Annotated in this window: 15 protein-coding genes; 4 read left to right on the plus strand and 11 right to left on the minus strand. The window is 60.7% G+C overall.

Annotated elements, in window-relative coordinates; all coding sequences use genetic code 11:
* Positions 1 to 371: 371 nt before the first annotated feature.
* Entirely contained in the window at positions 372 to 803 is a 432-nt protein-coding gene (locus tag HD598_RS09000; protein ID WP_183665318.1) for a hypothetical protein, read from the minus strand.
* A gap of 134 nt (positions 804 to 937) precedes the next feature.
* On the opposite strand from HD598_RS09000, the gene HD598_RS09005 reads away from it, so the two are divergent.
* Positions 938 to 1,834, plus strand: coding sequence for a dihydrodipicolinate synthase family protein (locus tag HD598_RS09005; protein WP_183665320.1), 897 nt, complete (start codon positions 938 to 940; stop codon positions 1,832 to 1,834).
* Between the two features lie 35 nt (positions 1,835 to 1,869).
* On the plus strand, positions 1,870 to 2,427 hold the full coding sequence (locus HD598_RS09010) for an NUDIX hydrolase (RefSeq protein WP_183665322.1): 558 nt from the start codon (positions 1,870 to 1,872) through the stop codon (positions 2,425 to 2,427).
* Between the two features lie 7 nt (positions 2,428 to 2,434).
* Here HD598_RS09010 and HD598_RS09015 read toward each other — a convergent pair whose 3' ends face one another.
* Genes HD598_RS09015 through HD598_RS09040 form a run of 6 tightly spaced genes read right to left on the minus strand, consistent with a single transcriptional unit; the run spans position 2,435 to position 7,009 of the window.
* Positions 2,435 to 2,761: a CHY zinc finger protein gene (locus HD598_RS09015; protein WP_183665324.1), complete on the minus strand. Its 327-nt coding sequence runs from the start codon at positions 2,759 to 2,761 to the stop codon at positions 2,435 to 2,437.
* Complete coding sequence (locus HD598_RS09020) at positions 2,758 to 3,381, minus strand: energy-coupling factor transporter transmembrane component T family protein (RefSeq protein ID WP_183665326.1); 624 nt, start codon at positions 3,379 to 3,381, stop codon at positions 2,758 to 2,760. Before HD598_RS09020 ends, HD598_RS09015 begins: the two co-directional genes overlap by 4 nt.
* Positions 3,375 to 4,079 (minus strand): energy-coupling factor ABC transporter ATP-binding protein, encoded by a 705-nt coding sequence (locus HD598_RS09025; protein WP_183665328.1) that lies wholly within the window; start codon positions 4,077 to 4,079, stop codon positions 3,375 to 3,377. The genes HD598_RS09020 and HD598_RS09025 overlap by 7 nt, the downstream gene beginning before the upstream one ends.
* A complete protein-coding gene (locus tag HD598_RS09030) occupies positions 4,076 to 5,212 on the minus strand; it encodes a thiolase family protein (protein WP_183666790.1) in 1,137 nt (378 codons plus the stop codon). Before HD598_RS09030 ends, HD598_RS09025 begins: the two co-directional genes overlap by 4 nt.
* Positions 5,213 to 5,249: 37 nt before the next feature.
* A complete protein-coding gene (locus HD598_RS09035; RefSeq protein WP_183665330.1) occupies positions 5,250 to 6,383 on the minus strand; it encodes a class I adenylate-forming enzyme family protein in 1,134 nt (377 codons plus the stop codon).
* On the minus strand, positions 6,383 to 7,009 hold the full coding sequence (locus HD598_RS09040) for a biotin transporter BioY (RefSeq protein ID WP_071894702.1): 627 nt from the start codon (positions 7,007 to 7,009) through the stop codon (positions 6,383 to 6,385). The genes HD598_RS09035 and HD598_RS09040 overlap by 1 nt, the downstream gene beginning before the upstream one ends.
* Before the next feature lie 226 nt (positions 7,010 to 7,235).
* Here HD598_RS09040 and HD598_RS09045 point away from each other — a divergent pair, with 226 nt between their 5' ends.
* Positions 7,236 to 7,736, plus strand: a complete 501-nt coding sequence (locus HD598_RS09045; protein ID WP_183665332.1) for a DinB family protein — start codon at positions 7,236 to 7,238, stop codon at positions 7,734 to 7,736.
* A 153-nt stretch (positions 7,737 to 7,889) separates the two neighbouring features.
* Here HD598_RS09045 and HD598_RS09050 read toward each other — a convergent pair whose 3' ends face one another.
* Positions 7,890 to 8,579, minus strand: coding sequence for a hypothetical protein (locus HD598_RS09050; RefSeq protein ID WP_183665334.1), 690 nt, complete (start codon positions 8,577 to 8,579; stop codon positions 7,890 to 7,892).
* A 99-nt stretch (positions 8,580 to 8,678) separates the two neighbouring features.
* Positions 8,679 to 8,891 carry a hypothetical protein gene (locus HD598_RS09055; RefSeq protein ID WP_183665336.1) on the minus strand — a complete coding sequence of 71 codons (213 nt, stop codon included), beginning with the start codon at positions 8,889 to 8,891 and terminating at the stop codon, positions 8,679 to 8,681.
* Between the two features lie 165 nt (positions 8,892 to 9,056).
* Between HD598_RS09055 and HD598_RS09060 the strand changes: the two genes are divergently transcribed.
* A complete protein-coding gene (locus HD598_RS09060) occupies positions 9,057 to 9,242 on the plus strand; it encodes a hypothetical protein (RefSeq protein WP_183665338.1) in 186 nt (61 codons plus the stop codon).
* 51 nt (positions 9,243 to 9,293) lie between these two features.
* Here the strand turns inward: HD598_RS09060 and HD598_RS09065 are convergent, their stop codons facing one another.
* A complete protein-coding gene (locus HD598_RS09065; RefSeq protein ID WP_409366202.1) occupies positions 9,294 to 11,390 on the minus strand; it encodes a heavy metal translocating P-type ATPase in 2,097 nt (698 codons plus the stop codon).
* A gap of 118 nt (positions 11,391 to 11,508) precedes the next feature.
* Positions 11,509 to 12,099 carry a TetR/AcrR family transcriptional regulator gene (locus tag HD598_RS09070; protein WP_183665342.1) on the minus strand — a complete coding sequence of 197 codons (591 nt, stop codon included), beginning with the start codon at positions 12,097 to 12,099 and terminating at the stop codon, positions 11,509 to 11,511.
* Positions 12,100 to 12,168 lie beyond the last annotated feature (69 nt).

The raw sequence follows: 12,168 nt of genomic DNA on the forward strand, positions 1-12,168 counted from the left end.
GCAGCCGCAGCGATTGAGGTCATCGTCTTCATGGCTGATATGAGCTGCGACTCGTGCGCCCGACCGCACGCAGTCGGTGCAGCACCGTTGTCGCGTTGAAACCGAGACGCTCACCCACTTTTGAGAGGGAGAGGCCAGATTCGTAAAGACGAATCATCTCGGATACCTGTTCATCGCTTGGTGACAGGCGGCGGAGAGTAACGCCCCGACGCTTCAAGACCGCGCTGATCGTGACCCGGTGGCAGTCGAACTCTCGTGCCAAGTCGTAGACCGTTCCGCCCGCCATGTACGCCTCAACGATTTGATCTGCTCGCGCCTCTGAGATACGGGGTTGCGGCTTGCGCTCTCGCCTGACCGAGAGCATTCGGTTCTCAGCCGCTGCGTAGCAGCGAATATGATGATGCGCCCTCCGCAACTCGTTTGCATGCGAGGAAAACAGTCCCACATTTTGGGAAGGTCGAAACCTGCCCCGCGTGATCGCGGGGCAGGTTCGTTTCCGGGGTGAGGTCGTCTGGCACCTCCGCGTTGAGGTGGGCGAGAACGTCTGCGACGGCGTCGGTTAGCACGTAGGTGACTCGTTCGTCGTCGTCGATGACGATGCGCTTGAAGAGCGCTTGGCTGAGGATGCGGCGTTCAGCGGGTTTGAACCGTACTTGGTTCAGTGGACACTCATGACGAATCGGGGTGTGGGGTATGACCAGTGGTACGAAGTTTGAGCTGGTTGCTGAATCGGCGGCTACGGTATCCCTTGATGGCTCTGCCCATGCATTCAGACTTTTCGCCTGAAGAATGTGTTCGATCACTGACGCGAACGATCTGGTGAGACTCCACGCCAAAGTTTCTCAGAACCGAAGTCGCTTCGAGAGTAAGCTTCCGCTAGATCCCGCGGGCGATTTTTGCCCTTCCGGGTAGACCCATCGATGTTCGGAGAAACTACATGCTCACCGGCTTGAGTGCCTTTCCACTGACGCCGCTTGTCGACGATTCCGTTGACGAGCCTTCGTTTGTCCGGCTTGTGACGCGACTTTCGGCAGCCGCTGTCGATTCCATCACCGCTCTCGGGTCAACAGGTTCTTACGCGTATCTTTCAGCAACCGAACGCGAGCGAGTCGCTCATCTTGCGGTCGAGCATGCGGGGGAGACGCCCGTGTTCATCGGCGTCGGCGCACTTCGGGCCTCGCACGTGGTGGCAAACATCAAGGCTGCGGAATGCGCTGGCGCCGCCGCCGTTTTGCTTGCGCCGATGACGTACCAAGCGCTGACGCCGAACGATGTATTTGAGCTTTACAAGACAGTCACTCAAAGTACCGATCTGCCGGTCATCGTCTACGACAACCCCGGAACCACTCACTTCACCTTCACTCTTGATCTCTACGAACGGGTCGCGGCACTTCCTGGTATCGCGTCGATTAAGATTCCTGGCGTTCCCGCTGGTCCGGCGCAGGCCCTAGAGCGAGTGAACTCCATTCGCGCAGTGATTCCGGAAACTGTTTCAATTGGGGTCTCCGGAGATGCTTTTGGGGCTGCTGGGCTTAACGCTGGATGCGATGTTTGGTACTCCGTCATCGGCGGCACCTTGCCGAACGTGGCCCTGAAAATCACGCGGGCTGTGCAAGAAGGTCGATTTGAAGATGCCACCGCGGAATCTGAACGGCTGTCTCCGCTGTGGGATCTATTCGCGGAGTTTGGCGGTAGCTTGCGCGTCACCGCCGCAATCGCCGAGTTCCTTGGACTCGCACCGAACCAGTGCCTACCGCTTCCGATTCAGGGGCTAGACGAAAGCCAACGTAAAAGCGTGGCCAAAGTCGTCACCGGGCTAGGGCTGGCCGAGTAGCCGCACGCTGCATCGGTTCCTGAGAAGATAAACAGGTGATCACCTCAAACCTCCTCGCTCAGCTAACAGTGCTTCCCGATTCTGAAGACCGCAGCAAATATGTCGCCTTCGTCGAAGAACATGGTGACGCCGCACTGCGCCGCGAGGGCGGACCTGAGCACATCACGGGCTCGTGCTTCGTGTTCTCGCCAGCTCTGGACAGGGTGCTGCTCTGCTTCCACCGCAAGGGCCAGTTCTGGGTGCAGTTTGGTGGGCACCTGGAGAACGACGACGCCACGGTCGCCGATACTGCCCAGCGTGAAGCTCGCGAGGAGTCGGGGATTGCAACGCTCACACTGGCCACCAACAACATCATGGACCTGGACCGCCACGAGCTGCACGGCGGCTTCAAGTGCGCGGCTCACTGGGACGTAGGATTCGTGGCGCTCGCCGACCCCGCCACCAACATCGAGGTCAGCGACGAAAGTGAAGACGTCCAGTGGTTCCCAGTGAACGACCTCCCAAACAACCTCGCCACAGGGTTCGAAAACCGGCTAGCAAACATCCTCAAGCAAGCAACACAGGCCGGGCTCGGGACAAGCAACAAAGCCTGAAAAGCGCCTAAACCTGAAAATACAGCTCCGTGTGTAGCTTGCATCCGGGGTTGAACAAGGCGGCGCACGACGGGCAAGCATCAACCCCCAAATACTCGTTGATCGCTAACTCGTACCCGCACACTCCGCACAGCACCGCGCGCTGATCCCGCGAGGACACTGGCCACTGCTGGGCGTCGTGGTCGGCTCCCTCCAGATGGCACAAATGGCACGGGTAATACTCGCCGCAGCACGCAAACTTGATGGCGATGACATCCAGCGCAGTTTTGTAATGGACGCATCGGGTCTGATCGTCCACAGTCGGACCCAAAACAGCTGGCTTAGAATCACTCATCGCACACCCCTCGCAGTCAGCGCATCGCCGAGCTCATCGGCGTGCTTGAGCGCCACAATCAAGAACGGCACCACGAACGTGCGCGGGCTCATCCGGGCGCCGCGGGCGCGTTGAGCATCGCGCACTTCGTTGGCTTTTCCGGCGAGCACCGGGATGATGCTGATGGTCACGGTGAGCAACAGGGCGATCCGCTGCGAGTCAATTCCCACGCGATCCAGCGGCCGAAGCCCACGCTCAATTGCATCAAGCAGAGCAGTAACGCGCGTGGTGAGCGCCAGCAACGCGGCCAGCACAATGGCTGATGTCACGCGCGCGGTATTCGCCACGGCAGGCTCCGGGCCCATGAAAATCAGCTGGCTGATCAGCGTAATCGCGATAACCCAGCGCACCCCGTACACCTGATTCCACAGCTCCTTGAGACCGGCAGAGAGCCCAGCAATCCCCGGTCCCAGACCAGCCACGAGATACCCGAGAATCGCGGCACCGCCGGCCACACCCGCGGCCCAATACGTGGATGGCAAGAGCGAAACGGCGAGCACTACCACCACAATCAGCAGCAGCTTCCGGCCCGCCGGCATCCGGTGCAGCCACCCGTTCCCGGGCTTATACAGCGTCAGCATGACAGCAGTTCCTCGTACCGCGCGATCACAGCGGCTGGTTCACCTACAGCGTCCACGCGGCCGCCGGCGAACACCACGGCTTGGTCGCAGCGTTCGGCGAGCGCGAGGTCGTGGGTGACCAGCACTAGGCGGTGCCCGGTGTCTTCGAAGAGGTGGTCTGCCACGCGCCGGGAGTTGCGGGCGTCGAGGTAAGCGGTGGGTTCGTCCGCGATGACGAGTTCGGGGTTGCGCACGAACGCTCCGCAGAGCGCGAGCAGTTGTTTTTGTCCGCCGGAAAGGTCGTGGGAGGAGCGCTCGGCAAGGGCGGTGAGCCCGAATCGTTCCAGCGCGGTGTCCACTTTTTCCTTCAGCGCCGCTGCGGGCAGGCGGTCCGCGCGCAGTGAGAAGGCCACGTCTTCAGCGACGGTGGGCATGATGATTTGCGCGTCCGGGTTGCTGAAGACCACTGCAATACGACGACGCAGCTCCGCGGCTTTGCGATTCGGGTCCACGCCCAGCACGCTCAGCTCTCCCGAGGTTCGGTGAATCAATCCGCTGATCAACCGGGCAAACGTGGATTTTCCCGAACCGTTTTCGCCGATCACAGCGATGGTGCGCGCGTTCAAATCCAGGGAAACATCACGCAGGACATCGGTGTCTCCCAAGCGCACGCCGACGCCAGCAAGATGAATGGCGTTTGCGCTTTCAACGACGCTCATCGGACTACCTCCAGTACTGCGGCGATGCCCATGCCGCCACCGATCGACGCCGCGGCAACACCCAAAGTCCCCGCGGGTGCACCTGAACGAACCAGCCGGCTGAAAAGTCGCACGACGGCCACCGCTCCACTGGCGCCCCACGGGTGTCCCAAAGCAAGAGCGCCGCCGTCGGCGGAGAGTCGAGGATCGTCTTCGTCAATCCCGATCCTGTCGATCACGGCTAAGCTCTGGGCGGCAAAAGCTTCCACGATCTCCAGCGCGTCGATGTCCGAGAGCTCCACTCCGGCTGATCGCAAAACCGCCTGAATCGCTCCCGCCGCACCGATTCCGGGAAGCGCTGGATCGCAGCCCACCACGGCGGACGCACGGATCGCGAGACCCGGAGCGTTGATGGATCGAGCATAAGAAGCAGGCGCAATCACGACGGCGGCAGAGCCGTCGCCAATACGCGTGGCCGTGCCAGCAGTGAGCGTGCCGCCGGGAAACAACTCCGGTAGGCGCGGGAGGAGGCGCTCGGCCGCACCGATGGCGTCGTCGTACTTCAAGCCAGCCAACGGAACCAACTCGGCGTCGAAGCGGCCCGCATCCCGAGCGGCCCGGGCGCGAGCGTGACTGCGCGCGGCGTGCGCGTCTTGGCGCTCGCGCGAAATGCCGTCCAGCGCCGCGAGGTTCTCGGCAGCCTGGGTCATGCTGGGATCTGAAAAACCGGTGGGGGCGAAAGGTGCGCGGTCATAGGCAACGCCATTCACCGAACGGACCGGCGCAGTGGACGGGCTCTCGACGCCACCGGCCACGCGAATTCGCTCGTCGCCAGCCCGGATGGCGGCGGCAGCGTCAACGATGGCGGCCAGACCGCTGCCGCACTGGCGGTCCACGGTGGCGCCGGGAACTTCGTGTCCGAGGCCCGCGGCGAGGGCTGCGATGCGGCCCGGGTTTCCGCCAGGTCCCATGCAATTGCCCAAGACAACATCAGCCACGGTGATGGGGGAGCCGCTCACCTTTTCGGCATCGCGTAGGGCGGCCTGAATCACGGGTGCAGCCAAGTCTTCGACGCGCAAGCCTGCCAACGTGCGACCCCGCGTGCCGATAGGGCTACGTCGGGCGGCGATGATGACCGGCGCTTGATCAGACAGTGCTTGATCAGACAGCGCCTCGCTTAGAGTGCCGTGATTAGGAGCCAAGGTGTGCAGCCTCTCCTGCTAGTACTGAGCGCAACACTTCGGCGCGAGCTGGTTTGCCGGACGCGGTGCGCGGAATCTGACCGCGGAACCAGCGTTTGGGGCGGTGGGCCGTGGCCAGCCGGGCGGCGGCAAGCTCACGAATCCTAGCAAGTTCTGCGGTGTCGCTGCTCTCCGGCTCGAGCTCCAGCATCGTGGCAACCAGGGCGCCGACGCGCTCGCGGGGCAGCCCAAAAACGATCGCATCGCGCACACCTGGAATCGAACGCAACACTGCCTCGACTTCCTCCGGCACGATGGTCGCCGAAGCGCTCAAGATGGCATCATCGGCACGTCCCAAGAGTCGGATGCGGCCGCCAACAATCTCCGCTCGATCGCCGACCGTCGCCCACGCGCCGTCGCGCCGCAACGGGCCGGCAGAACCCGCATACCCCGACGCAACGAACGGCGATCGAACCCACAGCTCGTTGCCTTCGCGAATCTCCACCTCAACCCCGGGAAATGCTCGCAAGCCCGGACCCTCGTGAGGGGAGGCACTGGGGTGAGCTCCGTCGTCGTACGCCACGAAGGAAAGCTCCGCAGCACCGTAGTAAGCGGTCACGCGGATGTCGGCCGCCTCGGCGCGCTCGCGCAGGGCAGGATCCAGGTGCGAGCCGCCGATCAGCGCCGCACGCAACCGTGGGGGAGTGCCCGCCTCGAGCGCCGCGCGAAGAGCCTGCGGGGTGCCGTGAAGCGCGTCGGTTGCGGGGGTGATGTGTGGGTGCGGAGTGGGGCCGCCGTCGAGTGCGTGCGCGAGGGAAAAGAGCGTGAGGGACGACGACGCAGGGGCGGGAAGTGCCACACTTTCCGCGCCGCTGCCGCCCAGAAATTCAGACACCGCGGCGAACGAGTCCCGCCACGAAGCAGCCGTACGGAGCACGATCCGCGGCGAACCGCTACTGCCCGACGTCAGCGTGGCCCACGCGGTACCCTCCGGAATCTCAGCACTCGCGGCCGCAGAAACCATGGAATCCCGGTACTCGGCAGACCACCGAGGATCCAACACCAACGGCACATAGCCGGCGGTGCGGACCTCACGAAGCTGCTCGAGTAGACCGGGATGTCCACCGTCTAAAGGAACGATCATTAGACCCGTTCCGCTACCGACGCGTTCTGTGAAGCCCACGTGCGGCGGAAAGCGCGGGGGTAGGCCTTGACGAGTGTCATGACAATAATCGTAGCGATCACGGCCTTGATGAGGTCGCCCGGGATGAAGACAAGGCTGGTCAGGACGGTGTCGCCGATCGGCAGGCGCGTGACGGCGCTCTGGACCGGGATGCCTATGGCGTAGATGGCCAGGATGCCGCCCACGATCATCGCCAGGAACGTCCGCCACGTGACCGGCTTGCGGTTACCCGCGTGCACAATCAGGCCAATCACGAACGCGGCCAAAATCCAGCCAAACAAGTAGCCAGCAGACGGGCCAAAGAACACGCCGATGCCGCCGCGGCCGCCAGCCAGAAGCGGCAAGCCGAGGGCGACGAGCGCCATGAAAACGGTCATCGAGAGCGCGCCGAGCCAGGGGCCCAAAATGGCGCCGGTGAGCATGACGCCGAGCGTCTGGAAAGTGATGGGCACGCCACCGGCGACGCTGAAGGAGCCGGGCAGGCCAAGGACGGCAACGATGGCGGCGAAGATCGCCACGCGGGCCAGGCTGGTGGCATCGAGACGTCCGCGTCCCGGCTGCTCTAAGGAGGTGTGTGAAGTAGTCACGGTTGCAGACCTTCTGGGGGTGAGGTGAACGAGTGCTTCGCTGGATTGGCGGCCATGAAAACGAATTCTTGAACGGTGTTCAGCGACTGCTTGCAACGATAGCAACCCTGTGACTCATGTCGCAAAACGGGAGCCCAGAGTGAGCCCAGCGTGAGCGGAAGGATGCGCGCACGACTTACGCTGCGTCGTCGTAATGTCAGCGGAATCCGTCCGCCATACTGTCTCCATGAGTAACCCCGATCAATTGCACGTGTACGCCGCGGATTTTGAGACGCAGATCCTCGCGTTCATCGATCAGCACCGAGTCATGCTTCTGGCTGCTCTTGAGGGGCTGACGGAAGAGGAAGCGCATCGGCGCCTGGTTCCGTCCAAGACGACGCTTCTGGGATTGCTCAAGCATGCGATCTTCGTGGAGCGTGTGTGGTTTCAAGAGGCTCGGACGGGGATGTCCCGGGCGGATTTGGGGATTGGTGACTCGCCGGACGAGTCCTTTGATCTAGAAGATTCGGACACGATTGAGTCTGTTGCGCGGGAGTATCTGGAAACCTGTCAGGCATCGCGGGAGGCTGTTGCGGGCGTCAGCGCCTCGACCGTCTGGTGCGGCAACCGGCGTGGACCGCTCACAGTGCAGTGGATCCAGCTGCACGTCCTACGCGAACTTGCCCAGCATTGCGGGCACGCGGAGATTCTGAGGGAGCAGATCTTGGCGGCGGGCCTGGAGGGTTGACCGCGGAATTCGCGTAATTAGCCTTGAATTAAATTTGATTTCCGTTATCGTGTTTATTGAATTCGGATATCAAAAATGTCGTTATGATATCCCATTTATAATATTCATAAGAAATAGTTTTCCAGTCCGTAAGATTCGACTGGAGAGTTGTGGCTAGAGATGTCTCCAGCCCGGTGCGAGGAGGGTGTAGCAATACATGCCGCCGCTAGATTCCATGCCCACCGGCGCTTCCTCTAGAAAGTCCCAGTCTTCCTCAAATGCCTCGGGAACTGCGACGCTAAGGATTAGTGACATGGCATCTTTGGGTGCTGAGCCAATGATCATAATGTGAACGTAGAGTTCTTGGAACTCACTTTTCTCTACCATCGTTTCGACTTTGCACCCATAGACTTCAGTAGCAAAAACTGAAGTAGGGCTTTCTTGTGCTTTCCTCACCATGTCCAAGATCTTCTGGTCAGCTTCCAGGACTAAGGTCAGATTTCGTTCGAGCTCTAGGCGTTTCCGATCGTCGTCTTCGGGTAGCAAATGATCGCTGTACGTATTCTTCCCCAACTTAAAGTTGGATCGCGAGATCCTTGCTCGTGCGAGATTTCTGGCGCAAGTGGATTGGAGTGCTTCGTAAAAATCCCCGCGTGACCCTTCGCTTCTTGGCCCTGCCGCTACAAGCCATGCCTTGTCTTTGGCATTCTTTTCAAGCCACATGGCACCGCGTAGCGGCACGTTTGGCTTGCACTTGAAAAATATGTTGTCGTCTATGGAACTTATTCGTTCGAGTTTGGGGTCGTTGCCCGCTTGCCAGATTCTCTTTGCATGTGCAAAGACAGGGTGATCAATTTCGTCCATAAAACACTGGTCAAGCGGTGGGACCGTTAGACCCAAGTCTGATGTGAGGCAACGAAGAGTGACTCTTGGAAAAGTAGACAACTTGGTAATGCGGTTGAACTACACGGCACCGAGACGGCGGGCGTCCTCGGGGGAAATTCCCGAAAGAAGTACAGCGCGCCCTACAGCCTTATTCTTAAAGCTATTGATAAGACGCAGGCCTGTGGCGGCGTCGTTTTTGATTTCATCTTCGCGTGGAGAAATCGAGCGCTGAGAATCAGCGCGCTGAGCGCGGACTCGTTCAAGCGTCTTACGATCCTTCAGAGATGGCATAGCCAAAGCTTACCGCTTGGTGGCAGTAATAAGCCAACTAGGCAGCAGTTACGTCAATCCTGTCCATGCGGGGAACGAGTTTTAGCAGTTTGGGAGAAATCGGAGGTGGCGGGGTTGGAACGTGAGATATTCACTTGTTAATTTCCGTAGACATTGGATTGTTTGATGAACTTCTTAGCGGCTCCCGGGGGCATCCTGTCTAAGTGCATCACTGTTGCCACCATGCAAGAGCACTCGGGGGGCAATCATAACGTGGCTCCGAAGAACTACCTTGTGAAAGCTGGCTTCTTCGATCGCAACGAGTACAACCAAGTGGCGAAGTTCATTCGGGACTACTACACGAAGCTCTAGTAGGTAGTCGGTGGTGGGCGAGGAACAATCCAGCCACCACCGACTATTTCTCTACTTAGCCAGCGTCTCCGGATTCAAATCCAGTCGGCGCAACAGTTGCGCGTTCAGCGCCACCACCAGCGTGGACACGGACATCAAGATGGCGCCCACGCTCATGGGCAGCATGAACCCGATCGGCGCCAGGATGCCAGCGGCCAGCGGTACGGAGATGAGGTTGTAACCGGCGGCCCACCAAAGGTTTTGCTTCATCTTCTTATAGCTGGCCCGCGACAGTTCCACGATTGACAGCACCGCGCGCGGATCGGAAGACGCCAAGATGACGCCGGCCGAACCAATAGCCACATCGGTTCCGGCACCAATCGCGATGCCGACATCGGCTTGGGCAAGGGCGGGAGCGTCGTTCACGCCGTCGCCCACCATCGCCACCTTGCGGCCCTCGGCCTGTAGTTCGGCAACCTTCGCGGCCTTATCCTCGGGACGCACGCCCGCGAAGACTCGGTCGATTCCCAGATCACGCGCCACGGATTCGGCGACCGCCTGAGCGTCACCGGTAATCATGACCACCTTGGTGCCCTGCTTGTGCAGGGCGTCGATCGCGGCGCGGGATTCTGGACGGATTTCATCGGCCAGGCTCAGCGCACCAATCACAGCGCCGTCCGCGAGCACGTGCAAAATGATGGCGCCGTTCTTGCGCCACTCATCGGCAACCGGCAACTCTTGGACGCCGTGCTTCTCGAGCAACAGCGGTCCGCCCACCTCGATCACGGACTCGCTCACGGTGGCGCGCACGCCCTGGGCGGGAGAGGACGTGAAATCGGTGGCGCGAGGAACATCGAGTTGACGATCCGTCGCTGCCCGAACAATCGCCCGAGCCAGCGGGTGCTCGCTGTCCGTTTCGGCGGCCGCGGCGAGTGCCACGAGCGAATCTTCGGTCAGATTTCCGATCTTTGCCGGCGCAGAAGGATCAACGTGAACGGCCGTGACCACGGGCTCGCCCTTGGTCAGCGTTCCGGTCTTATCAAAGATCACGGTATCCACGGAGCGCATGCTCTCAAGCGCCAAACGATCCTTAATGAGCACACCGTTGCGGGCGGCACGCTCGGTGGCGATCGACACCACCAGCGGAATAGCCAGGCCCAAAGCGTGCGGGCACGCGATTACCAACACGGTGATGGTGCGGACCACGGCGTCATCCGGCAGCCCCACGAGCGTCCACACGATGGCGGTGATGACCGCGGCGACGAGGGCAAACCAGAACAACCACGACGCCGCTGTGTCGGCAATGCGTTGGGCTCGGGACGATGATGCTTGCGCTTCGGCCACGAGCTTCTGAATTCCGGCCAGCGTGGTGCCGTCCCCGGTTGCCGTAACCTCCACGCGCAAGCCCGAATCCGTCGCGACGGTTCCGGCGATCACAGGGTCACCGACGTTGCGGCGTACGGTTTTCGATTCACCGGTGATCATGGATTCGTCCATGGACGCGGAGCCGTCCACAATTTTTCCATCCGCGGGCACGGAGGATCCGGGACGGATGACGACGACGTCGCCCACGCTTAGTTCCGACGGCGAAATCTTCACAATGTTTTCGCCGTCCACCTTTTCCGCTTCGTCGGGGAGAAGGGCAGCGAGCGAGTCCAGCGCGGAGGTGGTTTGGGCGAGCGATCGCATCTCGATCCAGTGACCCAACAGCATGATCACCACCAGGAGCGCGAGCTCCCACCAGAAGTTCAGTTCGTGATCGAGGATGCCCAGCGAGGCACCCCACGATGCCAAGAAAGCCACCGTGATAGCGAGGGCAATCAGCAGCATCATGCCGGGCTTACGAGCCTTGATCTCATCCACCGCACCGGTCAGGAACGGCTTGCCGCCCCACACGTACATGACGGTTCCGAGGATCGGTGAGACCCAGTGGGTCCACTCGGCGTCAGGAAGCGAATAGCCCAGGATGTGCGCGAAGGACGCGCTAAAAGCGACGGTTGGAATGGCCAGAACCAGCATGATCCAGAACAGGCGGCGGAAGATCGCCACGTGACCGGCATGACCACCGTGACCTGCGTGGCCCATGTGCCCGCTGTGGTTTTCATGTCCAGCATGTTCGCTGTGATCCATATGGTTCATCGTGGAATGGTCCATTTTTGAGTGGTCCATGTCGGAATCAGTGGCGTGCGATGAGTGATCATGATCCATGGCCAAAGCATATACCCACTAGGGGTATATGAGGAAGGGTAATTCTCATCATGACACAATGTGACGAAGGGCGCCCCAATTAGCTCGCTGGACTCGCCTCAATCACCCGAAGGGCGGTCTCCAGATTCTGCACCGCGAGGTCCCTGTTGACCCGAACCAGGGCGAACGCCGAAATCACGAGCGCCGTGATGGATTCGCCCTTGAGGGAAACATCAGCGGGGGAGAGCTCGGGATAAAGCGCAGCGACGCCGTGGGAAAACGCGGACCCCAGCTCGGAGCGGTAATCGGCGATCACTTGAGCAACATGGGCGTCTTTGGCGATCGGAGAGCCGGCCGTATTGACCAGAAGACAACCGTTCGAGGCAGTCTGAGGTGTCAACTCGGCGAACGTCTCCCGAAGATCCCGGAGATACGCCTCAAGAGCACCGGGTTCAACAACATCACCTGTCAGTGGCTGAATGCGCGGCCGAACCACTTCTTTCAGGTAGCTCTCCACGGCGGCTTCGAAGAGCCCCAACTTGGACCCAAAGCTGTTGTAAATGCTGGATCGACTCAGCCCGGTAGCCGCTTCCAGATCCGGAATCGCGGCACCCTCATAGCCTTGGGACCAAAAGACGGCGCGGGCACCCCGAGCGACGTCGTGACGGTCAAACGATGTTGTGCGTGCCAAATTTCCTCTTCTCACGGAATGATCCCAGCATAATCTGGAATACTCGTTACAGAAAGATTGTTGACGTAA

It is taken from the genome of Neomicrococcus aestuarii (genome assembly GCF_014201135.1).
Taxonomy (GTDB): Bacteria; Actinomycetota; Actinomycetes; order Actinomycetales; family Micrococcaceae; genus Neomicrococcus; species Neomicrococcus aestuarii.